The organism is Endozoicomonas sp. ALB032, from assembly GCF_049310125.1.
Classification (GTDB): domain Bacteria; phylum Pseudomonadota; class Gammaproteobacteria; order Pseudomonadales; family Endozoicomonadaceae; genus Endozoicomonas_A.
Window position 1 is genome coordinate 5,245,519 of sequence record NZ_JBLYNW010000001.1, and the last position, 26,376, is coordinate 5,271,894.

Here is a 26,376-nt window from a genome sequence, read left to right on the forward strand (position 1 = left end):
TTTACTTTTACCTAACAGCTCATCTTTATGCCAGTGAAGTCTGGATATTCCAGCTATTTCAGCAGCGTGAAGCAGGAATGAAGTAAAAAAACATGGGCCCTTTGAGAGGAAGCTCCGCTTGAATTTATGGCTGCATAGTAAGCCAACAGCAAATACGCGAGGCTCTCTTGTTGTTGCGAATTGTTAAGATCGACAGGCGACAGGGTAACTTGGAGATAAGATAGAGCCTCCATGATTGCATTCTGATTTTGATCAAGGTCGACGTGAAGACTAGCCTTGACTTGCTCAATCATGCTTGCAATGGTGAGATTATTACCCGGGGGCATTTCCGGAATCTTGTTCAACAGCGTGGTTAAAGTGTCTTCTGAGAGGCCTGAATTTAATTTGCGGATAATTTCTGCAATTTGTTCACGGGACATTGGCGGCAGCGAAAGGTTCATCAAAGGTTGCATCTGCGGTGCTTCAGCTCCCTGCGGTTCTCCCTGAACCTCAATCTCATTGACGTCTTGTTCATTCCCGGTGTTCATGGCAAAGATAAGATGGGTATCATTTGGGTTGATTAAGGTAAACCTCCCCGTAAGAGCATTATGGTTAATCAAGTCGGGTAGAAAGTCGGACTCTTTTGTTCCCTTTCCTTCAAAAAATATTTCATCCACCGGTGTTAATAAAGGATTTGCCGCCAGCAATGCCATACAGGGGCAAGCCATGATAATACCAAGGGAACCGGCGACTAGCTGACTCGCCCTGGTACAATGGGTCAATATTGATAGCCTTGTTGTTTTTGATAATTGAGAAATGGACTGGCTGACCATTCTACTTCCTAAAGGTTTGAGGAACCCTCGTAAAGTAGACCAGAGATCGCAATAATGCCCGATTCTGGTCACGAATATCAGATCTGACACTCACCGGTTCATTGTCGTCTTTGGGAGCCTGTCGGACTTCAGCATCCGTCTGGGCGACCCCGTCTGGGCGACCCCGTCTGGGCGACCCCGTCTGGGCGACCCCGTCTGGGCGACCCCGTCTGGGCCCCCCGCAGCGAGGATTACGAGAAATTTTCAGACCAATTATCGCAACCGAACCGATGCATGAATGCAGGAGCCAGAGCAACGCAGGAGCAGTTGCTGCGTGGGATTTACACCTTCTGCTGTGTCAATAATCCTGTTCAGAATCACTCCCGTCAGAATAACTTTTGTAATCACTACTATCAGTATCACTTCTTTCAGATTCACTCTCGTAATTGAATTCAGAAACCTCCGTACTCCAACCAATTAAATAGTCGAGCCATTTCGAGAATTCATTCAATAACTCCAGACGTTTCATCAGGTCTTTTTTCTCTAACTTTGCTGCCTCGTCATCCATGGCTTCGTTAGCCTGTTCAGCGTCATCAGCACCAATAGTTGTATCAGGAGGCAGTTCCGATAAATTCAGTGATTGCACCACCAGAGCCTTAAATCCTGTAGTGAGGGTTGCCAGTATGACGAAAGAATCATTTTCATCAGGAAAATCTACATGTAATTGTTGGCATATATAATATTTGATATGTACCAACAGCTTTAAAAATGTTCTAGGTTCCAGACTTCCCAAGTCAATGATTTTCTCTGCTATTCCTTTTTTTATTTCTTTAAACAATTTCTTTTTTTTGCGCTCACTGTTATAAAAGGTTGTCTTTTTACCTGATGCTTTGAAATATTTCTCTATGTTAGCAATGTCTGCAATCACGTCCCAACACTCCGGATGATCGAAAGGGTCAACCATCAGGCTTATGATATCAATCAGATTCAAGTACTGATTGCCCCAAGCCACTAATTCAGGTCTTACGCCACCATATGCTCGTATTAGATCCAGCATATGCTCAGCTGATCTTCGCTGTCGTACATATTTCGGCATTCCGTGCTTGTCAATGTCATGGTTAAGCAGTTTAAAAGCGCCGCTTAATAATCCAACGACTGATACATTATCGGGTTGTCCAGACTCTAAGGGATTCTCCAATTGTTGCAAAAGCTTAATGCGTTCTGTTTCAAAAAATTTCAGACCAGAAAAGACTGAAAATGATTTCGCAACATTTTCTTTTAAAACATTTTTATCTTCTATCGGTTTACGTTTACCTAACAGTACCTCTTTATGCCAGTGGAGTCTGGATAGTCCAGCTATTTCAGCAGCGTGAAGCAGGAATGAAGTAAAAAAAACATGGGCTCTTTGAGAGGAAGCTCCACTTGAATTTATGGCTGCATAGTAAGCCACCAGCAAATACGCAAAGCTCTCTTGTTGTTGTGAATTGTTAAGATCGACAGGAGACAGGGTACCCAGGATATAAGATAGAGTTTTCATAATTGCATTCTGATTTTCATCAAGGTCAACGTGAAGACTGGCCTTTACTTGCTCAATCATAGTTGCAATGGTTAGATTATTACCCGGAGGCATTTCCGGAATGTTGTTCAACAGCGTGGTTAGAGTGTCTTCTGAGAGGCCTGAATTCAATTTACGGATAATTTCTGCAATTTGTTCGCGGGACATTGGCGGCAGCGAAAGGTTCATCAAAGGCTGCATCTGCGGTGCTTCAGCTCCCTGCGGTTGCTCTTGAACCTCACTCTCATTGACGTCTTGTTCATACCCGGTATTCATGGCAAAGATAAGATTGGTATCATTCGGGGTGGCTAAGGGAAACCTCCCTGTAAGAGCATTATGATTAATCAAATCGGATAGAAAGTCAGACTCTTTTGTTCCCTTTCCTGCAAAAAATCTTTCATCCACCGGCGTTAATAAAGGGTTTGCTGCCAGCAATGTTGAGCAGTGGCAAGCCATAATAATACCGAGTGAACCTGCGACTAGCTGACTCGCCCTGGTACGATGGGTAAATATTGATAGCCTTGTTGTTTTTGATAATTGAGAAATGGACTGGCTGATCATTCTACTTCCTAAAGGTTTGAAGAACCCTCGTAAAGTAGACCAACGATCGCAATAATGCCCGATTCTGGTCACGAATATCAGACCTGACACTCACCGGTTCATTGTCGTGGTCTGATTCTAACGACCTGCTCTCCATAGAGCGTACTTTACCTGATTCCAGAATTTCAGCAGTGGCCCGGGCAGCTCAAGCATTTCAACATCCAGTTCGTTGCAGCCTCGTTTATGGCCAACAGATTGACTGACCTCCCGAACAGTCTTGCCAGCCAGCAAGCGGCTGAGTTCTCCAGCGGTCAATGCCTTAACAGGAACACGACAAATGTTTACTGGAAAAAGGAAATTTTTTCTTACTTGAGAACATTTTACTTACCGAATTACACCTTGTGGCTTGTCAACATCATCCTTGTCAGAACCACTGCTGTCAGGATAATTTCTGGAATCCTCACTATCAGAATCACTACTCCAACAATGATAAGGAACAGAGAGACTTCTACCATAGAAATAATCGAGCCATTGCACGAATTCATCCAAGTGATTTAACCGTTTTTTCAGGCGTTTCCTTTTCCTCTTAGTCTCTTCTTTGCTAAGCTCTTTGTCTTCTTGTCCGCTTACTGCCTGGTCTTGCATGGTATCGTCAGCTGGCTCAGCGACATCAGACCTGATAGACCTGTCAAGCGCTTCCACTAAATCATATGATTGCAACTGCAGGGCCTTAAATCCTTTAGTGATGGTTTCCTGTATGACTTGAAATTCATTTTCATCTGGAAAAGCCACTTGTAATTGTTGGCATATATAAAACTTCATCTGTACCAACACTTTTAGAAATGATTTAGAGCCTGGATTTTCCTGGCCAAAAAATTCAACTGCCATTGCTTGTTTGATTTCTTTAAGTAATTTCCTTTTTTTACTCTTATAATTATAAAAGGTTGTCTTTTTACCTGTTTTTTTGAAATATTCCTCCATGTTAAAAATATTTGTAATCACGCCTCTCTCTTCTGGATCGAAAGGGTCAAGCATTGGGCTAATGACATCAATCAGATTCAGGTACTGATTTCCCCAAACCACTAATTCAGGTTCTTCGCCACCATATTCTTGTATTAGCTCCAGCATGTGCTCAGCTGATGTTTGCTGTCGCTTATACATCGGTATTCTGTAACTATCAATATTATGGTTGAGTAATTTAGCAGTGTCTCTCAGTAATGCCTCGACTGGTACATTGGGTTGCTCAGATTCTAAGGGATCCTTCAATTGTTCCAATAGCTTAATGCGCTCTGCTTCTAAAGATCTGATACCAGAAAAGACTGAAGATGATTTTGCAACATTTTCTTTTAAAACATTTTTATCTTTTATCGGTTTACCATTACCTAACAGTAGATCTTTATGCCAGTGGAGTCTTGATATTCCAGCCATTTCAGCAGCGTGAAGCAGGAATGAAGTAAAAAAAGTACGAGCCCTTTGAGGGGAAACACTACTTGAATTTATGGCTGCATAGTAAGCCATCAGCAAATAGGCGAGGTTCTCCATGTCATGCGGATTAAAAGGATTGACAGGAGACCCGGCACCCTGGGTATAAGACAGGGCTATTATGATTGCATTCTGATTTTGGTTAACGTCAACGTTAAGACTAGCCTTCACTTGCTCAATCATGCTGGCAATGGTCGGGTTATCACCGGGGGGCATTTCCGGAATATTGTTCAACAGTGTAGTTACTGTGTCTTCTGAAAGTCCTACATTCAATTTTCGGATAATTTCAGCAATTTGTTCACGGGACATTGGCGGGAGCGAAAAGTTCATCAAAGGCTGCATATACAGTGCTACAGCTCCCTGCGGTTGTTCCTGAACCTCACTTTCATTGACGTCTGGCTCATTCCCGATGTTGATGGCAAAGATAAGATTGGTATCATTTGGGGTGACTAAAGGAAACCTCCCTGTAAGTGAATTATGGTTAATCAAATCAGATAGAAAGTCAGACTCTTTTGTTCCCTTTTCTAAAAAAAATCTTTCATCAACCGGCGTTAATATAGGGTTTGTTGCCAGCAATATTGAGCAGTGGCAAGCCATAATAATACCAAAGGAGCCTGCGACTAGCTGATTAGCCCTGGTACGATGGGTGATTGATAGCCTTGTTGTTTTTGAGAATTCAAAAATGGAGTAGCTGATCATTCTAGTTACTTAAAGGTTTAAGGACCCCATATAAAGTAGACCAGGGATGGTAATAATGCTCAATTCTGATCACGAATATCAGATCTGACACTCATCGGTTCATTGTCGTCTCTGGGAGACTGTCGGGCTTAAGCGTCCGTCTCGGCGACCCCGTCTCGGCGACCCCGTCTCGGCGACCCCGTCTCGGCGACCCCATCTAGGCGACCCCATCTAGGCGACCCCGTAGCAAGTTCAGAATCGCTCCCGTCAGAGCAACTCCTCGAATCACTACTAATTGGTCTAAAAATCTCTGTTTCTTCGTCAAATAGCTCGCTATTCTCCTCAGAAACAGAGATTTTTATCCTCAATTTCTTGCAATCCTCGCTACGGACGCTTAAGTCCGACAGGCTGCTAGGAGGCTGACCGAGAATAGCGCCCGTAGCGAGGACGGCAGAAAATTGAGGATGAAAATTCGGTTTTGTGAGGAGAATAGCGAGCTATTTGACGAACAAAAGCGGATTTTCAGACCAATTTGCTGCCGCCGCAGTAGGGCAGTCTATTCTCGGTCAGCCTCCTAGAAAAGTAGACCAGGGATCACAACTACACTCAGATTTATGTTTCAGGAGCTTGTTTTAAGCCAGTCCTTCACGGTAACAGCTCCTGCATTGCGCAGACCGCTGACAGCCTGTTATCTTTTTTTCGTACTTGCGAACATTTGACTTACTGAGTTACAGCTTCGGTGTATCAATATCGCTCCCGTCTGAATCAGTCCAGTCAGGGTTACTGTCAAAATCACTACTGTCAAGATCACTACTGTCAGTATCATTTTTTTCAGATTCACTACTGTCAGCAGGATCAGGAACCATTTGACTAGTACCAAAGTAATATTCAAGCCATTCGACGAGTTCTTTTAAGTACTTTATTCGTTTTTTCTGGTTTCTTTTTCTCTTCTCTTCTTCACTAAGCTCTGTTCCTTCATGTTCCTTAGCTGCCTCATCATGCATGACTTCATCAACCTGCACAGTATCATTGGAACCAATAGCTTTATCAGGAAGCAGTGCCAATAAATCATATGATTGTTCCAATAGAGCCCTGAATCCAATAGCAAGGGTTTCCTCTATGGTGTCGCAATCATTTTCATCAGTAAAAGTTAAGTGCAATTGTTGCGCTACATATATTTTTATGTATAAAAACAATTTCTTAAATGCTTTAACATCTTGATTGTTTTGATCATGCATCACTTCCATTGATACTTTTTTGAATTCTTCAAACAAATCCCTTCTTTTGTCTCTACCGGAATAAAAGGTCGTATCCTTACCTGATTTTCTAAAATAATCCTCTATATCTTCAATATTTACATTCGGATATTCACATTGTGGCGCGAAAGGGTTAAGAACCAGACATACGACATCAACCAAATTCAGGAAATGATAGTTCCAGGCTATTAATTCAGGTCTATCTTCACCATATTCTTCTATTAGTTCCAACATTCGTTCGGATGATTTTAGCTGTCGCTTATGACTCGACATTCCGTTCCTGTCGATGCCATCGTTCAGCAGTTTGGCTGAGTCTCTTAGTAATGCATCGACTGATATACTGGATTGCTCAGACTCTGAGGGATCCAGCACTTGTTGAAAAAACTTGATGCGTTCTGTTTCCAAGACTTTCAGACCAGAGAATACCAAAGATGATATTGCAACATTTTCTTTTAAAGAAGCTTTATCTTTTATCGGTTTATTTCTACCTAACAGTTGAGCTATGTGCAGATGGTGGAGGAATCCAGACATTCCAGCCATATCAGCGGCATGAAGCAGAAATGAAGTAAAAAAAGCATGGGCACTTTGAGGGGAAGCACTGCTTGAATTTATGGCTGCATAGTAAGCCAGCAAAAAACAGGCAAGGCGCTGTTGATGTTCTGAATTGCTCGGATTAACAGGGGACTGGGTCCCCTGAATATAAGATAGAGTTTCCAGGATTGCATTATGATTTTGGTCAATGTTAATTTGAAGACTCATCTTCACTTGCTCAATCAAGCCTGCAATGGTCAGGTTATCACCGGGAGGCATTTCCGGAATATTGTTCAACAGAGTGGTTATGGTGTCTTCTGAGAGGCCTGAATTCAATTTCCGGATAATTTCAGCGATCTGTGCACGGGACATTGGCCGGAGTGGAAAGTTCATTAATGGCTGCATCTGCGGTGCTCCAGCTCCCTGCGGTTTTTTCCGGCCCTTTCTCTTATTTATGCCATGCTCATTCCCGGAGTTCATGGCAAAGATAAAATCAGTATCATTAGGGGTGATGAAAGGAAACCTACCCGTAAGGGCATTATGGTTAATTAAAGCGGATAAGTAGTCAGACGCCTTGGCCCCCTTTTCTTCAACAAATCTTTCATCGAACGGCGTAAACAAAGGGTTTGCTGCCAGCAGTTTTGAGTAAGGGCAAGCCATGATAACGAGACCAAGGGAGGCTGCGAATAGCTGATTAGTCTTACTTCGATGGGGATATTTCGAGGACCTTGTTGTTTTCGTTAACTGAGACAGCGAGTTACTGATCATTCTGCTTCCCTTAGTCTTTAAACGCCCCTCATAAAGTAGTCCAAGGATCACAGCAATGCTCAATTTTAAGCTTTAGTCACCAATATCTGAACTGACACTCACCGGTATATTGTCGTCTGTAACCTCAGCTCTTACCCATCGTGCTTTCTTAAATAACGGTTTGGTGAATTGTTCAAGTTAATTGATAGCTCGAGGCTTATGGAGTACCTGCTATCATTGCTGAACGTATATTGAATCATAAGTATCTGCCCTGACCGGAGACCTTGAGCTGTCTGGTTGACGGGCTGTAACTTCTTAAGTTTTCTTGACAGAATCACAGAAAAATCAATAAATTGATAGACAAGTACTTCAGAAAATAACAACGAACTACCCAATGATACCTTCTTATTTTGCTACTGCACTCAGGAATATGATTCATCCATTAGACGATTTGAGCGATAAAGACCGCTATCTGTTTGGCTCGAAAGAACAGTCACGATTTGTTTTTGGCAGATGTCCTTCTACCGAAAAGAGACACTTGTACCCGGATCCATCACAAACTCCTGATACCCTGTTACATGCCAGAAAAATAACCAGATTATCTCACGATAATTTTAAACAGAATGATCGCAGTTTTGAAAAAATAGTGAACGACTGTAAAGCTGCATTTAATCTGGGAAGAGTAGCAACGGTTGTTCAAGGGCGGAGGCATACTTATTATGCATACTTTCTTGCGAGACTGGACGGCTGGCTCAGCCATTTTGAATCAGTACCCATGTTTCAGTGGAATGAAAACAGCACTCTGAGTAAATGTGAAGACTTGGTCAGCGCTATAGACCAACTGCCTAATTATTTTAATTATTATAAGAAGGTTGGGGCTTTTACACGTAAGGCTTGCGCCCTTCTTCTTTCAGAAATGAGTATTGAAGAAATTCGACAATCTCTTATTGAACACGAAAAAGGTGAAAAGCGCTTCTCTTTGCGGTTATATCACCTTTTAAAGGGTATTTGCCGTGCTTCTGAGGAGACTGAAGAAGTGCAGACCATGCTGGATCACACAGAACAGTGCAAAGGCTTTCCTGTGGAAGAGCTGTACCGGCTTTTTATTGATGAGGATCACTCGAAAGAGTACGGTTTAGGGCTGTTTTGTTATGAGGATGAGCCCGGGTACGCAGCCGCTATGCTAAGAGCCTTTAAAGAAGTTGGTAATATATTGGCTAATAAACCCCTGGATTACAGTAAAATTGAAGCCATTCATACTTTGACAACATCCGGGGTTTTGTCAAGCAATGAAGATGTGGCCATTAAAGACATCTCCTGGAACGAAGGCAGCGTTTTCTATAAAAGAGGCATAAACTTGACAGAGGATGGTTTAGAAGAAATAACGAGACTGGCTAGTGTGAACAATTTTCCAAAAATAGAAAGGCTGAATTCTGATACATATCTTGTTGATTTTGATTATAAAGATCACAAAGGTATGGAGTTATCAAAAAATTATTGCCAAACCTTTGAGAAAAAGTTGCAAGAAATAACTGAAACTGACAGCCAACGGCGACAGGATGCAATTATTCATGCCATTGTTGAACTATGTCGGAATCTTCAGCATACCCACCCTTTCAGAGATGGGAATGCCAGAACCATCGGCTGTATTCTGCTGAACGGACTCCTTCTGCGAGAAGGTTTTTCACCCACCATAATTGATGATATTAATAAATTCGATGCTTACAGTGTGAATGAGCTGGTTCAAATCCTTAAGAAAGGGCAGCAATATTTTCAAACGCTTCGCAAGTAATCATAGTCAGCCATTGATCTAAAGTAACTTTTGTTAACCTGATGCGTTTGATCATTGCAGAAAAAACCAGCCTGGGCAGAACCATAGCCGATGTTCTGCACCGGCCACATAAATAAGAACAGAAGCTGTGAGTGAAATGCTGGCAGATATAGGACTGCACATTAACGACTGCTAACTCCCCACTTAATACCGAAGGTTTTCAACTCATATTTTCGAGTTCTTCCCAACGCTGCATCTTCTCTTCAATATCCTGATTGACGGCTTCCAAACGTGCGAGAGTGGTTTGAACAATTTCCTGATCACTCTGATAAAAGACAGGATCGGCGACAGTTTCTTCCAGCTGAATCAACTCTTCTTCTAACGTTTCAAGCTCTCCCGGCAAAGCATCCAGTTCACGCTGAAGCTTGTAACTGAGTTTTTTCTTTTTCGGTTCCGACCGGGATTGAATGCCGGGTTCAGGTTCAGCCTTCTTTTCTGGCTTGCTGGTTTGCGCTTGCGCAACCAGTTGACTGACCTCGCCTCCCTGTCTGAGCCAATCTTCAAAACCACCCACATACTCTTTAATCCTGCCGTCAGGCTGGAATACGAGGGTACTGGAAACCACATTATCGAGAAATTCACGATCATGGCTGACCAGCAGCACCGTACCCTCAAAGTCCACCAGTAATGACTCAAGGAGCTCAAGCGTTTCGACGTCCAGATCGTTGGTTGGCTCATCCATGACCAGCAGGTTAGCGGGCTTACTGAACAACCTTGCCAGCAGCAAACGATTTCGCTCTCCGCCAGACAAAGCCTTTACAGGAACACGACAACGGTTAGCGGGGAACAGGAAATCTCCGAGATAGCTGATCACGTGCCGGCTGGCTCCGTTAATCATGATGCTCTCACGGCCTTCAGCCACGTTATCTATGACCGTTTTTTCAAGATCCAGTTGATTTCTCAACTGGTCAAAGTAGGCTACTTCCAGCTTGGTGCCTTCCTTGATAGAACCGGATTCAGGTTGAAGTTGCCCCAGCAAAATACTTAATAATGTTGATTTGCCAGCACCGTTGGCGCCAATCAATCCGATCTTGTCGCCCCGGATCACCCTGAGATCAAAATCTTTAATAATGTGCCGACCTTCCCAGGACTTTGAAATACCCCTGGCTTCCATCACCAGCTTACCGGAACTACCGCCCTGCTCCAGAGAGAAGCTTGCCTTACCTTGAACTACCCGGCGCTCCATTCTTTCATTTCGAAGCACTTTCAACGCTCTGACACGGCCTTCATTACGGGTTCTTCGTGCTTTGATACCCTGGCGAATCCAGGCTTCTTCCTGAGCCAGCTTTTTATCGAAAAGCGCATTCTGTTCCGCTTCCACTTCCAGTGCATGGGCTTTTCTGTCCAGGTAAGTTTTATAATCACAGTCCCAACTGGTCAGGATACCCCGATCGAGCTCGACAATCCGGGTAGCGAGAGACTGCAGGAATGAACGATCGTGGGTGATAAACAGAAGAGCGCCCTGAAAATCAAGCAGCTGCTTCTCAAGCCAGTCAATGGCAACAACATCAAGATGGTTAGTGGGTTCGTCCAGCAATAACAGATCAGGTTCACACACCAGTGCCCTTGCCAACTCTACCCTTCTGCGCCAGCCACCGGAGAGTTCCTTCATTTTCTTCTCTTCCGGCAGACCCAGTTTCTGAATCACTGTGTCTACCTTCTGCTGTAGACTCCAGCCATCGGCAGTTTCCAGCTTTTGCTGAACTTTTTCCAGAGCTTTTATATCTTCATCCGACTGAATATTCTGGGACAATTCGTGAAACTGACTGATCCAATCGCCCACTTGTTCAAGGCCGGAAGCCACGACATCGTAAACTTTTTTCTCATCCTGCTCAGGAAGATCCTGGTTCAGAACGCCAATACGCATACCCGGCTTTCGCCAGATGCTGCCATCATCTGCATCGATTTTGCCGGATACCAATTTCATCATGGTGGACTTGCCAGCACCATTACGTCCCAGCAAACAGACCCGTTCACCTTTACGTATCTGAAACTCAGCGCCATCCATCAGGGGATGATCGCCATAGGCAAGGTTTATATTGTCAAATCTTAGTAATGGCATTCTCGAGTTAACCTGTCCTTTTCAACGTCCTGCAACTGCGATAACACAGGATTAAAAGTGCCACCAAGCATACCTGCTTAAGTGTTTCGAGCCAAAAAATCCAGGCAAAAATCCACAGTTCACGATAAGGCTATATTTGTTTTGCGGTCGGCTGTTCTTTGCCATTGTTTCGAACAAAGCGGTTTAACCAAAGCGGCCTGGAGAAAGATTAGCCAAAGTGGCGAAGAATGGAATGTTTTCAGGGCACGACCATCTCAACCAATGTTGCCAATCCCGGACCGGGAAGCTCCATTTCCAGTACAGCTGCATTGCCAGTCATAAAGCCGGGTCCCTGATGAATTGATCCTTCGCAGAGCAGTCCGGTTAAAGCGCCGACAAGAGGCATATGACTGGCAAGAACGATATTTCCCTGAGCAGGCAGTTCTGAGATAACAGCCATCGGATCGTCGTCTGGAGTAATGCAATCCATTGTTTCCAGGGAGCAGCCCAGCGTTTCTGCCAGAATCCTGCCGGACTGCTGAGCCCTGAGATAAGGACTGGCCAGTATCCTGTTAATGCCAAGATGGGTCAGCTTCGAAGCTGTGCTGAGCACTTCTTGCTGACCCATGCCCGTTAAAGGTCTTTCCTGATCATTTGGCGCTGACCAACTGGCTTGCCCATGACGCATTATGATCAGTTTCATGATTAGATACCTGTTTGTTTAAATGAGCTGATATACGACTGAATATATACAATTTTGGATACAAAAACAGCTACATCCTGACACCCTGTGAAAGTCCGGATTTCTGGCTCCTTCGACAACATCTCAACACGAATTCAGGCATCTTTCTCATCACTGACAGGCTCTTTCTCTCCGGGCCAGTCACTGAATGGGTAAGGCTTGGTGTCGGCGTTATAAGTAACAAACTGGATAATCTGATAAAAATATTGATTCAGCCCGGCTGAGAAATCCAGCAACCGTGAATTCGGTTCAGATTTAATAAACCCGTGAATCACCTGAATAATGGCAATCAATAGAATCAGCAACCCGACAATATGGGCCAGCATGTAAAACAACACCATGAACAACAGCCTGAGCCATCGGGACTCTGATTTCAGATTATCTAACACTTTCTCATCCATAAAAAAACCCTCGCCGTTTTTGTTAATGGATATGCGTCATTAATTGACAATATTAAGGAAGGAAAGCCCTCCAGCCCTTCATCTGACCATAAATTCGACATCAGTTTTCTGTTCTCGAAGCATCATACCGCGCACCAGCTGATTGACATCAAACTCTTTGAAGATGACCATATGCAATGCTTCAACAATCGGCATATAGACTTCCAGCTCAACCGCTTTTTGCCTGACCTGCTGTAAGGTATTAACCCCCTCTGCGACCTGACCCAGTTCAGCTTCAGCTTCTTCCAGGGTTTTCCCCTGACCCAGAGCATAACCAACCCTGAAATTACGGCTGAGACTGGAAGTACAGGTGGCGACCAGATCCCCTACCCCGGACAGTCCGAGAAAAGTCATAGGGTCCGCACCAAGCTTGACAGCAAAACGACTCATTTCTGCCAAACTGCGGGTTATAAGCATACTCTTGGTATTTTCACCCATACCCATGGCCGCCCCGATACCCGAGACAATGGCATAAATATTTTTCAGGGCACCGGCCAGTTCAACGCCATAGACATCCCGATTGGAATAGACTCTGAAGTAATCCGAATGCAGCACCTTTTGTACTATCTCACACAACTCGTTATCTTCACTGGCAATCACGGTCGCCGTCACTGCTTTGGCGATAATTTCCCTGGCCAGGTTGGGGCCACTGAGAACACCCACTCTGGCTGAGTCAAGTTCCTCATTCAGAATTTCACTCATCAGGTCAAAGGTGACCGGTTCGATCCCCTTGGTGGTACTTATTACCATTTTGCCTTCCAGTGCATCGCCCGCCATCTGAACCACTGAACGGAAGGATTTGCTGGGAATGGCAATCAGGACAAGATCTGCAGATGAGACTGCAGCCTTGATATCAGTACAAGCCTGAACCGAAGGATGAATAGTAAAATCCGGCAGATAGCGATGATTAATATGATCCCGGTTAATCCCCTTTACCTGCTCATCACTGCGCATCCAGAGTTTAACCTGATGGCCGTTGTGAGCTGATATATCAGACAGTGCCGTACCAAAGCTGCCTCCACCCAGGATGGCTATGGTATACTGCTTGCTATCGTTATTCGGCGTCATCATTATAATTTCGGCTTTATTTCTCTTGATCTGGTGCAAATCAGCCTATTGGGCAGGCCATGAGTCAAGAATCATCTTTTCAGCCTCAAGCCGGGGAAAAATGATTCGAACAAATAATACAATACCTGAAACGTTTATAGCATGGGCTAAGTACATAAGTTAGTGCATAAGTCGGTATTGCGTTTTTCAAGGCACAAAAAACCCTGACCATTAAGGTCAGATCTTGATTAAATGTCACGAGAGCTGCCACATCTGTTGTTTTTTTGTTAATTTCAACAGAATTCGATGATGACAGTCTGAGACCGGTGGTATAGTGCACGCCGGAACGATAGTAATGAATTCCCGTGATCAGTGATCAGCCAGAAAGGGAGTCGATGTACCCGTGTCACCCCTGCCTTATCGGGCGACCATGTCATTTTCCAGGAATAATGAACGAATGAAGCAACAATCCTTCGATAAAGACGACCTGCTCCGCTGTTCACAGGGTGAGCTTTTCGGGCCAGGCAATGCCCAACTGCCAGCACCCAACATGCTGATGCTGGACCGTATCGTTCGGATCTCTGAGGAAGGCGGTAAATACGGTAAGGGCGAAATCGTTGCCGAGCTGGATATCACTCCAGACCTTTGGTTCTTCGACTGTCACTTTCCGGGCGACCCGGTTATGCCTGGTTGCCTGGGTCTGGACGCTATGTGGCAGCTGGTCGGTTTCTATCTGGGCTGGATGGGTAATCCCGGTCGTGGCAGGGCGCTGGGCAGCGGTGAAGTCAAATTCACCGGCCAGATTCTGCCAACTAATAAGAAAGTGACCTACCAGATCAATATCAAGCGTATTATCAGTCGCAAACTGGCGCTGGGTATTGCTGATGGAACTGTCAGTGTCGATGGACGTGAGATTTATACTGCCGATGGGCTCCGGGTAGGCCTTTTCCAGAGCACCGACGCATTCTGATTCATTCGGATAATTCAGGTTTAGATTAATGAAACGTGTTGTAGTTACAGGGATCGGCATTACCTCCTGCCTGGGAAACACCCAGAGTGACGTGGCCGACAGTCTCAAACAGGGAAAATCCGGTATCAGCTTTAACGAAAGCTACGCTGAAAAAGGCTTTCGCAGCCAGGTTTCCGGCACTGTCGACATTGACCTTAGCGAGCATATTGATCGTAAAACCCAGCGTTTTATGGGTATGGCGGCTTCTTACGCCTACATCGCCATGAAGCAGGCAATTGAAGATTCTGGCCTGTCAGAAGAACAGGTTTCCAACCCAAGAACTGGCCTGATTGCTGCATCCGGTGGCGCCTCATCCGAAAACATTGTCGAGGCCGCTGACATCATGCGTGAAAAAGGTGTCAAGCGTGTAGGCCCATACCGTGTCACCCGAACGATGGGCAGCACAGTATCTGCCTGTCTGGCGACCCCATTCAAGATCAAAGGCGTCAATTACTCCATTACTTCTGCCTGTGCTACCAGTGCTCACTGCATCGGTAGTGCGGTTGAACAGATCCAGCTGGGCAAACAGAATGTTGTCTTTGCTGGCGGTGGTGAAGAAGAGCACTGGTCACAGACCGGCCTGTTCGACGCTATGGGCGCACTGAGTTGCAAGTACAACGACAGCCCGGACAAAGCTTCCCGAGCTTACGATGCTGACCGGGACGGATTTGTCATTGCCGGCGGTGGTGGCATGGTGGTTCTGGAAGAACTGGAGCACGCCAAAGCCCGTGGTGCCAAAATTTATGCAGAAGTCGTGGGTTACGGTGCTACTTCTGACGGTTATGACATGGTTGCTCCTTCCGGTGAAGGGGCTTCCCGTTGCATGCGTCTGGCTCTGGAAACGGTTGCCGGTCCTGTCGATTACATCAATACCCACGGTACATCTACTCCCGTTGGTGATGTAGCAGAACTGAAAGCACTGAAAGAAGTCTTTGGTGACACAATGCCTGCCATCAGCTCCACCAAGTCCCTCTCCGGTCACTCTCTGGGAGCGGCTGGTGTCCAGGAAGCGATCTACTGTCTGCTGATGATGAAACACAACTTCATCGCGGCTTCAGCCAACATAGAGACCCTGGACGAGGAAGCCAGAGATCTGCCCATTCTGGTCGGTAAAGCTCGCGAGCAGAAACTGAACCGCATCATGTCTAACAGCTTCGGTTTTGGTGGCACCAACGCTTGTCTGGTATTCCAGAACTACGAAGACTGAAGGGATTCAGATTTCCGGGTGTTTCAGAAGAATGATGGAGCCTGGTTTTATGGTTATGCTCCATCATTTATGTCCGGGAGCTTTGGCTGTGGCAAATTCAACTAACAATGCTCAGATAACGTTTAAAAGCGTCCTCCTCTGCTTCAACGACCATTGCTATGAAGTCTTGATAGCACAGGCTGGTATGAGCTTTATCCAAAGCTTCATAATAAGCAAGACGATTTTCCGCTCTGATAATGACGGGGTAACCACTGCTCATTAAGTCAAAGTTCATCAGCAAGCGGGCTGTACGGCCATTGCCATCGACAAAAGGATGAATTCCTACAAAATCAACATGCAGCCTCGCTGCCCTCTCAACAGGATGGTAATCCTGATTTTCATAGTGATTTTCATAGCCATCCACCAGTTCCGTCATTAACGACTGCAAGTGCAGGTGTTCAGGAGGTATGTGTTGAGCACCTGCAATCATTACATTTTCCTGTCGATAGCAACCCGCATTAGTGTTATCAATATTTTTTAATAGCAACTGATGAATAGACTTAATCAGTCGTTCACTGAATGGCTCATCTCTTGCGATTACAGACTCTACCCACTCAATGGCCTCCCGGTGATTAATGGCTTCAAAATGCTCCCTGATTGACTTGCCGCCAACAGTAATACCCTCAAGAACCACCTTGGTTTCCTTGAGAGTCAAGGTATTACCCTCTATCGCATTGGAATGATAAGTCCACTCAAGCATCATTGCTTCATGGAGCGACTGGACACTGTTTTTTGGCAGGGGCCTGAGGGCATCCAATTGGGCTTTGAGAGCATCTATGGTTTCAAACATACCGTGAGTAATCCATTGCGATCGTACTTGTGCCCATTATATGGCAAACAGGTTGCTTATGCTCTGGGTCATCAGTAACGGCGCAACTGTCATCCTTTCTATGCCACTCTTTGTTATTCTGGCTTACTTTATGGTTAGTATTAATTAACAAAATAATGAATTACTGTTCGTTTTATCTGTCAATACAACCAAGCCTGAAATGCAGTAGGATGAAAAAGCCGCCTTCCAGGAAGGCGAAGCCAGCTGATCGGGAACTTACAAAAATATCACGGACTGTATGACAATGAACCCAGTGACAGAAACAAACTTACAACTTGCCCCTGCTTTAGCGCAAATAGGCATTTCAGACACTAGAGAGTCAGCACCAAAAGAATTAGCAACTCATCACTTAAAAGCTGATCAAAGCCAGCCATCGCAGGTTGAAGGGAAATCATTATCAGAAAGAAAGATTGACTCCACCAATAAACTTTTGTTCCTTGATGAAGAGCACCACACGGAAATATTATATGCTAACCAAAAATGCGATGGAACAATCTTTTTTGAACAAATTGACAATCCAGAACTCTACGCTGAAGAAACTCTTGTGTATTGGAAGCTTAAACTTTTACCTTTTACTTTGAATGGAGTCAAACATTATAAAGTGCCAGCTAATACCCCTATTTTAAAGGAAGAATGTTTGGTTTCTTTGCCTTTAACTGAGGAAGCAAATATTGATTCATGTTATTTGAATCAAATAAAAAGCAGGCTGTCCTGTCTCTTTACAAAGGGCTTTGAGAATGTTTGCAAAACGGTTTTTCCTCTTGAAAATAAAGAAATTGATTCTCACGGTTTCTGTCACCAGCTTGTAAATTATTTGGCATTTGGTATGGATAAACAAAAGGATATAAAATTCAATGGGTGGTATGAAAAACTTCCTTTTGCTTCCATTCATACAGATGACAAAACAAAACTATGCATCGGAGATATTCTGCAATTATTTTCAAATGAAAAATTGATTCATAGTCTGTTTTATATCGGAGGTGGAAGATGTATAAGTAAGCATGGTCCGATTGATATATTTTTCCAATCTTTACCTGCTGCTCTGGAGACATACCCTTCAGAATCAATAAGGATCGTTAGATTAGCGCCTGAATATTATTCAAAACAAATACCGTTTAGAGTAAATTACTGATCCTTTTGGTTGCCTCTCTATGCCGATTTAGCTGTGACAGGTGGAAAGGATTTAGCCCCTAATTGAGGACAAATACTTACTTAAAGAGATGAAAGCATGAACGGAATAAATAACAAATCCAGTATTGACAGCTCCACCCCATTAACATCTAATCAACCGCCATCAGAAACACCAACTGTTGTCAGTATGGGTAGAGACATCAGTGTACATAACAAGAGTGAACTTTTGTCAGTCAATATTCCTCCCTCAGAAGGTGCAGCCCAATCAATTGCTCCGGAGAAAAAATCACAGCTTGTTAAGGAAGCTTTAAATGAAGCCACCTCTGTCTTTTCAAGATGTGTCTCACTTCATAATGAGGTAAAGGAAGACAGTAGATTGTTATCTCATGCTACTTCTGAAACATCGACTGCAGACACACAATGTTTATCTGAAAAACCTCAGGCAGAAGCAAGAGCTGCCACCTTATCTCCATTAGAGTTGAGTATTAATGAACTAAAAGATAAAAATATATGCCACACAACGGTATCAGTTCTTGAAAAACATCTCTCTAAAGAAAAGTATTCAGTAACTCATACCTTCATGTTTGGCGAACAACAATTATACAAGGAATACATCAATGGCAATCCAGAAAATAATTATGCTTTTTCACACAGAATCAGTTACATAAACGATAATGTGAAAGTATATTCTCATGAATTTGTTATTCTGAGGAAAAACAACAGATTCCATATCTTACAGTCGATGGTAGACGCGTTTAGTCTTGATCAATGGCTGAATGGTGACTCTTCAACAATAGTCAAAAATAAAAAAAGCTTAAAAAAAACCAATGATATGATTTTGTTTTATCAGGAGAATAATTTGCCATCACTTTTTTCTAAAGAAAGGGAAGATGAAATAAAAAAAATGACAGAAGATTTAAATAAAATCGAACCATCATTTAATAAAATAATAAAAACAAGAAAAAACAAATCCTGCTCTAAAGCTATTTTTAACCAGAAGATTTTGCCTACATTGTTTTCAACCTTAGGCAATTCGGATGATCGTCCTTACTTTAGAATATTCTCAGCTTCAAGAAGATACTTAGGCATTGATCCAAAATATGAGATGTTTTTCGAAGTATACGATTTCCAAATATAAGTCGTGTTCCCGAAGTAATTCTGACTGAATACAGCAAACCAGTGAGAGTGGACCCATCACTCTACAAGAAAAAAAGGAAAAACCTTCATTTCAGGATTCATTCTCATTACAATTTTGCTGAGCTCGGCAGCAGTTTGAGAAAAGCCAGGTAGTTTCAGTTAAGTACTCAGCCATACGGAATCGAATATTTCTGGCTTATTGGGCAGGTGCTCTGCAAGGCGCAACGACGGGAACATAGCAAGCTATGTGACCAGAGTTGCAACGCAGTCAGAGTACCTGAACAATAAGTCAGAAAATATGATTTCGTATGGTTGAGTACTTATTGTCCAACTTAAAAAGGTATAACCATGAAAACACGTGCAGCTGTCGCCTGGGGGCCAGGCAAGCCTCTCACTATTGAGGAAGTTGACCTTCAAGAACCCCAGGCTGGCGAAGTCCTGGTAAAATTAACAGCATCCGGCGTATGTCACACCGATGCCTTTACCCTGAGTGGCGAGGACCCTGAGGGTATCTTTCCCTGTATATTGGGTCATGAGGGTGCAGGTGTTGTAGAAGCCGTAGGAGAAGGAGTTACATCCGTCGCGGTGGGTGATCACGTTATCCCGCTATACACTCCGGAATGCGGCGAATGTAAATTTTGTACCTCTGGTAAAACCAATCTCTGTCAGGCCATTCGTGAAACTCAGGGCAAAGGCCTGATGCCGGATGGAACCTCGCGTTTTTCAAAAGATGGGCAGCCCATTTATCACTTTATGGGTACATCAACCTTTGCAGAGCATACGGTATTACCTGAAATTGCCGTGGCAAAAATCAATCAGGCCGCACCATTGGATAAAGTCTGTTTGTTAGCTTGTGGAGTGTCTACCGGTATTGGTGCTGTTCTGAATACAGCTAAGGTGGAAGAGGGAGCTACGGTGGCTATATTTGGTTTGGGCGGTGTTGGCCTGTCGGCAGTTCAGGGCGCTGTGATGGCCAAAGCCGCACGCATTTTAGTGGTGGATATTAATCCCGATAAATTTCAAATGGCCAAAGACCTTGGTGCCACCGATTGCATCAATCCAAAAGATTACGATAAACCGATTCAGGATGTGATTGTGGAACTCACCGGGGGCGGAGTAGATTACTCATTCGAGTGCATCGGTCGAACTGAAACCATGAGAAGCGCCCTGGAGTGCTGTCATAAAGGTTGGGGTGAGTCGACGATTATTGGTGTCGCTGGCGCTGGTCAGGAAATCAGTACCCGTCCCTTTCAATTAGTCACAGGCCGTGTCTGGCGCGGCAGCGCCTTTGGCGGGGTTAAAGGGCGGACGCAACTGCCAGAGTATGTTGAAAAATATATGGCAGGTGAAATTAAAGTCGACGAAATGGTCACCCATACAATGCCGTTAGAAGACATTAATATAGCCTTTGAGCTGATGCATGAAGGTAAATCGATTCGCACTGTCATCGAATATTGACAAATGAGTGAATGAGGCTCGTGAATTCTACTCACTCGCCAGGTAACTTTTTAAGTGAATCAACAGACAAAACCAGCTATGAAAGAATTATCTCGTGTTAAATGCTTTGGTGGCGTTCAACTGCAGTATGAGCATGAAGCTGACACTACCCGCTGCACTATGCAGTTCTCGATTTATTTACCCAGTAAAGCCGAATCCGAAAAGGTTCCGGTTCTGTATTGGCTGTCAGGTCTTACCTGTACGGATCAGAACTTTGTGACAAAAGCGGGCGCCCAACAGTTTGCGCAAGAACATGGTGTTGCTATTGTTTGTCCAGATACCAGCCCTCGTGGAGAGGCTGTGGCAGACGATTCCGAAGGCGCCTGGGATTTGGGTTCAGGGGCCGGTTTCTATGTCAATGCAACAGAGCAGCCATGGGCTGAGCACTATCAGATGTACGATTATGTGGTGCACGAACTTCCAGCCCTGATCGAGGCTAACTTTCCCGTTACTGGTAAAAAATCAATCTCAGGGCATTCTATGGGTGGCCACGGCGCCTTGGTGATTGGTCTGAACAATGCCAATCATTATGAGTCAATTTCGGCTTTTGCGCCGATCGTAAACCCCAGTCAGTGCCCATGGGGACAAAAGGCATTTACTTATTATTTAGGGCACAACCAGGACGCATGGCTTGCCTACGACGCCACTGTATTAATTGCGAATCAGGCATACGATCGTGTTTTGCCTATTATGATTAATCAGGGTCTGTCGGACAATTTCTTGCAGCAGCAATTACTGACAAATCATTTCAAGTCGGCGTGTGATAAGGTGAATTACCCCATCCAGCTATCGATGGATGAAGGCTATGACCATAGCTATTTCTATATAGCCAGTTTTATCAGCGATCATATCGCTTTTCATGCCAGGGCCTTAAACTCTTCACTTTAAAAAGACATTTAAAAACTCAGTCTTAAGTACTCAACCATACGAAATCATATTTTCTGACTTATTGTTCAGGCACTCGCGGCAACTGCTCCTGCGTTGCTCTAGCTCCAGCATCCATGCAGTCGTGCTGCGTTGCAACTCTGGTCACATAGCTTGCTATGTTCCCGTCGTTGCGCCTTGCAGAGCACCTGCCCAATAAGCCAGAAATATTCGATTTCGTATGACTGAGTACTTATTGATCATTTTTCGAATCAGAGTCCTGTTTTCTTGTTAACTGCACTTACGACAATGTTATGAACTTTTATCCTGAAAGGAACTCCCAATAAATGGAGAAAATCAATATTGGATGACCTTCAATACAATATCTATGCAATGAAGGATAAATCCAACTTAATAAAAAGGAACATGATATGAATAACTTAAATAGCGCTCCCGGTGCTAACGGACTTCCGGACTTACACTCAACAAAACCTGCTCAGCCGCAGAGCGCATCAACAGGTGTTGGTTTCGGAAAGGTTGTTACTGCAGTTGAACTGAGACAATTTTGTATGGAGCGTTATGAGAGTTTGCAACAGCAAAGCTACCATACTCAAGGCGAAGGAAGCATTGGTCTCCACCGTTCGGTGGCCGTCAGTGCCGATGGCTGCGCGAAGATCTATAATCGGCAGGCCGATGGATCACTAGCAGAGTCCACCGTTCCCACTACAGGTCCTGTCAGCTCAGCCACCTTAAGCCTCAATGGTCTCCATCTGGTAACCATCAGTAACGATTACACGGCAAAAATTTTTGACCTGCAGGCAGACGGATCATGGACAGAAAAAACCGGTATTTGCCATGGTGACAAGATCAGATCAGCCACCTTTAGCAATGATAACAAGCATCTGGTGACCATCAGTGACGATTACACGGCAAAAATTTTTGACCTGCAGGCAGATGGATCATGGATAGAAAAAGCCTGCATTTACCATGATGACAACATCAGATCAGTCACCTTTAGCTCTGATGACAGGCATCTGCTGACCACCAGTGACGATCACACAGCAAATATTTTTGGGTTGACTGTCGACGGATCATGGGCAGTAAAAGCCACTATTTACCACAGTGCCAAAATCGGAATAGCCACCTTCAGCGCTGATGACAAACATGTGGTGACCGCCAGTGACGATCACACGGCCAAAGTCTATTGCGAGGTGGCCAACGGATCATGGTCAAAACAAATCACCATTGACCACGATGGGCCGATCGAATCATTAATCTTCTACTACGATGGCCGCATCCTGGAGACCACCAGTGAGGATGGAACGAGGCAACTTACTGCTCTGACTTGAAATGATTGTTGGCTTGGAGGCAGAAGTTCCTGACTGCTCAAAACTGAGTTCGATGCAATAAAACAGGGTGCTTCTGGTTATTTAGCTATGGCTCCTTCCCATGCTGGAGAGGTTGTCGCAAAAGCCCAACAACTCCTTCCCACGCTCTGCGTGGGAAGGAGTCAAACGCATTCCAATAATCAGTCAGCTTTTGCCTGGTCAATACTTTTTGTAATAACACACTTTTTAGCTTTCGTCAGTGTGAATGTATATCGACCCTTATAAGTCATTACATCATCCCCACAAGCTATATAGCCAGGAATTTCAGGATCAAAAAATCCTATTTGTATATTTGAACCAATTTTTATACCTAAGTTCACTAATATAATATTGTCTTCAGTAATCAGTCTGGAGTCTCCTGGTTCGAGAACCCCCCGTAGGTGATCAGTGGCAAAATCGTCTTTAGTTGCAGCAATCGCTGGGTAGACATTGATTCCTTTTTTAGTTGGATCACCTGGGACATTCGAATCGTTTCGGACGGTAAATACAGGGTAAAAATGATGCTGACCTTCTGTGCAAGGGAAAGCAGAGCCTGTAAATTCCCAACCAAGTTCTTTGCTAAGTGTAAAGGTATAATTACAACCTCCTTCATAGTACTTTTGATTTAAAGAACTGTTTAATTTTACATTTATAGGAGTTGGGAACTTATCTACTTTTACTGTGTAGTAATTGGTTTTAGGGTTTACCCCAAAATAGACGCTTCTGTCATGCCTGTCGTATACGACTGAATCCCCATCAAATACTTCTATGGTGTATTCATCTGGATTGTGCAATGCAAAAGAATCAGCAAACAAAGAAAACGGAAAAAATAGCAGCAGAGAAGTTAAAAAGGAGATAATTAATTTCATGATTTCACCCTCGCTATTACTTACCACACTGCCATATGACGATACGGCTCTGTCTAAGTCAAACGCGACCTCGCCCGAAGCATAAGTACTCAACCATACGAAATCATATTTTCTGACTTACTGTTCAGGCACTCGCGGCAACTGCTCCTGCGTTGCTCTAGCTCCTGCATCCATGCAGTCGTGATGCGTTGCAACTCTGGTCACATACTTGCTATGTTCCCGTCGTTGCGCCTTGCAGAGCACCTACCCAATAAGCCAGAAATATTCGATTCCGTATGGCTGAGTACTTAGCGTATGTGCATATAACATGTGTGGGACATCCAATATTTTAGCTCATATTAAGAGTTCTACTGAGCTAAATCCTACCAGAGCATATGTGGAGAGCATATGCAGGTCATTGCGACAGCCTCTGGAGCGTGGGAAGGAATCAAAATGCTCTTAATTGAACTTTTAGTACAAGCAAAAGTCTAACTTAATAACCTAATCAATAATAAAGTCTAAAAGCTATTTGCAAAAAATTAATACAAGGGAGTACATAACTATGAACATGGAAGCGATTGGTTACATTTCAAAGGTCCTGTTTGACGTACATGACAGAGGTGGCTACTTGATGCATTCAGGCAATGGCACATCTGTGGGACCCGATTTAAAAATCAAACTTATGGAAGTTTATAATCAGCAGAGCCTTAAATCTTCCAATAAATTTCCGAATGACACACCTATCAATGAAAGAACTGTTGAATTCATTCATATATTGCCCACCCTTGCTCAAACCTCCGATTTTTTTGATAGATTAAACAGGCATGCCGAAAATTTCTGCAGAACGATAGAGAGTAATATTGCTGATTCAATAGAAATACAAGACGCTCTAGAAGAACTCAACAAGCAACATAGATCGAAGAGGATCAATTTAAAAGAATCTTTAAAGGAACTTAAAGGTGTCGGAAATTTCATAAAATCAATTATAAATAAAATTTATGACAGAGTTACAATAACTGATAATGAAAAAAAAATATACAAGTTTCTGTTATCCAACATATTAAAGATTGACCAAAATACAGATAATTCAGATGTAGAGTACATTATTAGAACGTTGATAAGATATTTACATCCTGACAAATGTCTTGGTAAGAATAGTGATTTATATTCCTGCATTTTAAGCAATGGATTCGATATTATCAAACAGATAAATAATTTATGGAATGTCGACAAAACAGAGAATTCCAGAAGTCAGAAGGGTATTAGCCATGAATTAACTATTGACTCTTTGATAGAATCGATTGCCAACCTAAACAAAATTGACAACTGCTATCGACTCAAAACTTATGAAAAAATAAAAAAAGAGATGCTGGCACTCAAAGCTAGTGATCTGAAAGATAACCACAAAGAAGAATTATTAATGACGATCATCCAAACCGATTCATCGTCGCTGCTGAAAATAATGATAAATCTCCTAGGTATTAATAATTTAAAAATAAACAATGAAACACCGCTTATTTATGCCATCCAGAATTCTGCCGTGGAGATTGTCAAGATATTAATAGAAAAAGAAGATATCAATGCTCTCAGCCTCGAAGGAAAAACACCGCTCCAAATAGCCATTGACTGTTACAAGAAAAAGAAAGATCAGATTTTCACTAGTTGTTTACCTGCGATAATTCTGTTCATATCAGATTATCATAAACTCTCTGTTGATGCTAAGGACTCTGATGGTAAAACCGCATTATGCCATATTGCTTTTCAGGAAAAAATTGATCCAAATAGCCTTCTGATTATAAAAAAACTAATCAGTCTGGGTGCCAATATTGATCAGCCCATTATGCCCGATATAACAGTACGTAGCTTTTTAAAAGGGAAGATAAATAAGAATAAATTTTATGATATTGAGACATTGGCAGATAATCTGTAAGATTTAAGAGTGGGAGTTGAATTTCACGGAGATGAGATTGTGGCATTAATTGACGAGTACAATAAAACTTCTCACAATAATGATAAAGCACGTAAAAAAGTTGAAGAGGCGATCAGCAATAGAAAAACACTTCTTCAGAAAAAAGACTGCAAAAAAACTGTACTGATGGCAGCTATTGAGTCTAACGCACTAAGTTTCATTCAATTACTATTAAAACGATCTGATTTCAGTCTTGACCAGCTAACAACTGAAGGTGATAGTCCATTAGATTATGCAAGAAAAAAAGGTGCTCATACAATTGTCGAATTTCTGTCCGATGTTGTTTCAACAACCGGTGCTTTCCCAACAAATAGTGGGAATACAAAGCAGTCATCAAATAGTCCATTCACTAACACCTCCACTGACGGAGCCACACCTCCGAAAATACAAAAAATGAGCTGATTTAACTAACTCAAGTACGCATCATCCTGAAAATCAGTCACTATAGGTGACATGGCTCGTTCCCACGCTGGAGAGGGTGTCGCAAAACTCTCTCCAGCCTGGGAACGAGTTGACTCCCGTCATTCCCGGCTTCATTCTCGTCATTCCCGGCTTCATTCTCGTCATTCCCGCGAAGGCGGGAATCCACACTGACTCACCACCAGAACCGTACTGCCCGGTGTACCCCTGGCCTTGTCATCCCGGAGAAGGCAGAGATCCACCGTTGGCGCTGGATTCCCGCCTTCGCGGGAATGACGACTTCAGAGCGTGAGAACGAGCTGTTGAAGTTTTGCAACACACTCGCCCTACGTGGGAATGCATACCTGCCATGAGAAACGGACTCTGCAGCGCGAGCTG

Annotated in this window: 21 protein-coding genes; 11 read left to right on the forward strand and 10 right to left on the reverse strand. The window is 43.6% G+C overall.

Going from position 1 to position 26,376, the window contains the following annotated elements; translation table 11 throughout:
• Positions 1–53: 53 nt before the first annotated feature.
• From ACO6VG_RS19165 to ACO6VG_RS19180, 4 genes are all read right to left on the reverse strand, one after another.
• Positions 54–692, reverse strand: coding sequence for a hypothetical protein (locus ACO6VG_RS19165; RefSeq protein ID WP_422475164.1), 639 nt, complete (start codon positions 690–692; stop codon positions 54–56).
• Positions 693–1,149: 457 nt separating this feature from the next.
• The gene (locus ACO6VG_RS19170; protein ID WP_422475166.1) at positions 1,150–2,907 is read right to left on the reverse strand and encodes a hypothetical protein; all 1,758 of its coding nucleotides are present in this window, start codon (positions 2,905–2,907) and stop codon (positions 1,150–1,152) included.
• A gap of 363 nt (positions 2,908–3,270) precedes the next feature.
• A complete protein-coding gene (locus ACO6VG_RS19175) occupies positions 3,271–5,067 on the reverse strand; it encodes a hypothetical protein (RefSeq protein WP_422133785.1) in 1,797 nt (598 codons plus the stop codon).
• A 707-nt stretch (positions 5,068–5,774) separates the two neighbouring features.
• A complete protein-coding gene (locus ACO6VG_RS19180; RefSeq protein WP_422133787.1) occupies positions 5,775–7,493 on the reverse strand; it encodes a hypothetical protein in 1,719 nt (572 codons plus the stop codon).
• Positions 7,494–7,974: 481 nt separating this feature from the next.
• Here ACO6VG_RS19180 and ACO6VG_RS19185 point away from each other — a divergent pair, with 481 nt between their 5' ends.
• Positions 7,975–9,372, forward strand: a complete 1,398-nt coding sequence (locus ACO6VG_RS19185; protein ID WP_422133788.1) for a hypothetical protein — start codon at positions 7,975–7,977, stop codon at positions 9,370–9,372.
• A 199-nt stretch (positions 9,373–9,571) separates the two neighbouring features.
• Here ACO6VG_RS19185 and ACO6VG_RS19190 read toward each other — a convergent pair whose 3' ends face one another.
• The 4 genes from ACO6VG_RS19190 to ACO6VG_RS19205 form a co-directional block, all read right to left on the reverse strand.
• Positions 9,572–11,473 carry an ATP-binding cassette ATPase Uup gene (locus ACO6VG_RS19190; protein ID WP_422133789.1) on the reverse strand — a complete coding sequence of 634 codons (1,902 nt, stop codon included), beginning with the start codon at positions 11,471–11,473 and terminating at the stop codon, positions 9,572–9,574.
• Between the two features lie 238 nt (positions 11,474–11,711).
• Complete coding sequence (gene sixA / locus ACO6VG_RS19195; RefSeq protein ID WP_422133790.1) at positions 11,712–12,155, reverse strand: phosphohistidine phosphatase SixA; 444 nt, start codon at positions 12,153–12,155, stop codon at positions 11,712–11,714.
• Positions 12,156–12,289: 134 nt separating this feature from the next.
• Positions 12,290–12,595, reverse strand: coding sequence for a DUF4389 domain-containing protein (locus ACO6VG_RS19200; protein WP_422133791.1), 306 nt, complete (start codon positions 12,593–12,595; stop codon positions 12,290–12,292).
• A gap of 78 nt (positions 12,596–12,673) precedes the next feature.
• Entirely contained in the window at positions 12,674–13,705 is a 1,032-nt protein-coding gene (locus ACO6VG_RS19205) for an NAD(P)H-dependent glycerol-3-phosphate dehydrogenase (protein ID WP_422133792.1), read from the reverse strand.
• A 433-nt stretch (positions 13,706–14,138) separates the two neighbouring features.
• On the opposite strand from ACO6VG_RS19205, the gene fabA reads away from it, so the two are divergent.
• Positions 14,139–14,651, forward strand: a complete 513-nt coding sequence (gene fabA, locus ACO6VG_RS19210) for a 3-hydroxyacyl-[acyl-carrier-protein] dehydratase FabA (RefSeq protein ID WP_317146541.1) — start codon at positions 14,139–14,141, stop codon at positions 14,649–14,651.
• 28 nt (positions 14,652–14,679) lie between these two features.
• On the forward strand, positions 14,680–15,897 hold the full coding sequence (gene fabB / locus ACO6VG_RS19215) for a beta-ketoacyl-ACP synthase I (protein WP_422133793.1): 1,218 nt from the start codon (positions 14,680–14,682) through the stop codon (positions 15,895–15,897).
• Between the two features lie 97 nt (positions 15,898–15,994).
• Here the strand turns inward: fabB and ACO6VG_RS19220 are convergent, their stop codons facing one another.
• Positions 15,995–16,726 carry a Fic family protein gene (locus tag ACO6VG_RS19220; protein ID WP_422475168.1) on the reverse strand — a complete coding sequence of 244 codons (732 nt, stop codon included), beginning with the start codon at positions 16,724–16,726 and terminating at the stop codon, positions 15,995–15,997.
• Between the two features lie 283 nt (positions 16,727–17,009).
• On the opposite strand from ACO6VG_RS19220, the gene ACO6VG_RS19225 reads away from it, so the two are divergent.
• The 5 genes from ACO6VG_RS19225 to ACO6VG_RS19245 all read left to right on the forward strand — a co-directional run bounded on the left by ACO6VG_RS19225 (position 17,010) and on the right by ACO6VG_RS19245 (position 22,743).
• Positions 17,010–17,897 carry a hypothetical protein gene (locus ACO6VG_RS19225; protein WP_422475170.1) on the forward strand — a complete coding sequence of 296 codons (888 nt, stop codon included), beginning with the start codon at positions 17,010–17,012 and terminating at the stop codon, positions 17,895–17,897.
• A gap of 96 nt (positions 17,898–17,993) precedes the next feature.
• Entirely contained in the window at positions 17,994–19,034 is a 1,041-nt protein-coding gene (locus tag ACO6VG_RS19230) for a hypothetical protein (protein WP_422410568.1), read from the forward strand.
• Between the two features lie 347 nt (positions 19,035–19,381).
• Positions 19,382–20,491 (forward strand): S-(hydroxymethyl)glutathione dehydrogenase/class III alcohol dehydrogenase, encoded by a 1,110-nt coding sequence (locus ACO6VG_RS19235; RefSeq protein ID WP_422137988.1) that lies wholly within the window; start codon positions 19,382–19,384, stop codon positions 20,489–20,491.
• A 78-nt stretch (positions 20,492–20,569) separates the two neighbouring features.
• Positions 20,570–21,418, forward strand: a complete 849-nt coding sequence (gene fghA / locus ACO6VG_RS19240) for an S-formylglutathione hydrolase (RefSeq protein ID WP_422137109.1) — start codon at positions 20,570–20,572, stop codon at positions 21,416–21,418.
• 407 nt (positions 21,419–21,825) lie between these two features.
• Positions 21,826–22,743: a WD40 repeat domain-containing protein gene (locus ACO6VG_RS19245; RefSeq protein WP_422137989.1), complete on the forward strand. Its 918-nt coding sequence runs from the start codon at positions 21,826–21,828 to the stop codon at positions 22,741–22,743.
• 179 nt (positions 22,744–22,922) lie between these two features.
• On the opposite strand, the gene ACO6VG_RS19250 is transcribed toward ACO6VG_RS19245, so the two are convergent.
• Positions 22,923–23,630, reverse strand: coding sequence for a hypothetical protein (locus ACO6VG_RS19250; RefSeq protein ID WP_422133800.1), 708 nt, complete (start codon positions 23,628–23,630; stop codon positions 22,923–22,925).
• Positions 23,631–24,171: 541 nt separating this feature from the next.
• On the opposite strand from ACO6VG_RS19250, the gene ACO6VG_RS19255 reads away from it, so the two are divergent.
• The 3 genes from ACO6VG_RS19255 (at position 24,172) to ACO6VG_RS19265 (ending at position 26,290) form a co-directional block, all read left to right on the forward strand.
• The gene (locus ACO6VG_RS19255) at positions 24,172–25,539 is read left to right on the forward strand and encodes an ankyrin repeat domain-containing protein (protein ID WP_422133801.1); all 1,368 of its coding nucleotides are present in this window, start codon (positions 24,172–24,174) and stop codon (positions 25,537–25,539) included.
• Positions 25,540–25,578: 39 nt separating this feature from the next.
• On the forward strand, positions 25,579–25,980 hold the full coding sequence (locus ACO6VG_RS19260) for an ankyrin repeat domain-containing protein (RefSeq protein ID WP_422133802.1): 402 nt from the start codon (positions 25,579–25,581) through the stop codon (positions 25,978–25,980).
• 109 nt (positions 25,981–26,089) lie between these two features.
• Positions 26,090–26,290, forward strand: coding sequence for a hypothetical protein (locus tag ACO6VG_RS19265; protein WP_422475173.1), 201 nt, complete (start codon positions 26,090–26,092; stop codon positions 26,288–26,290).
• Positions 26,291–26,376: the final 86 nt, after the last annotated feature.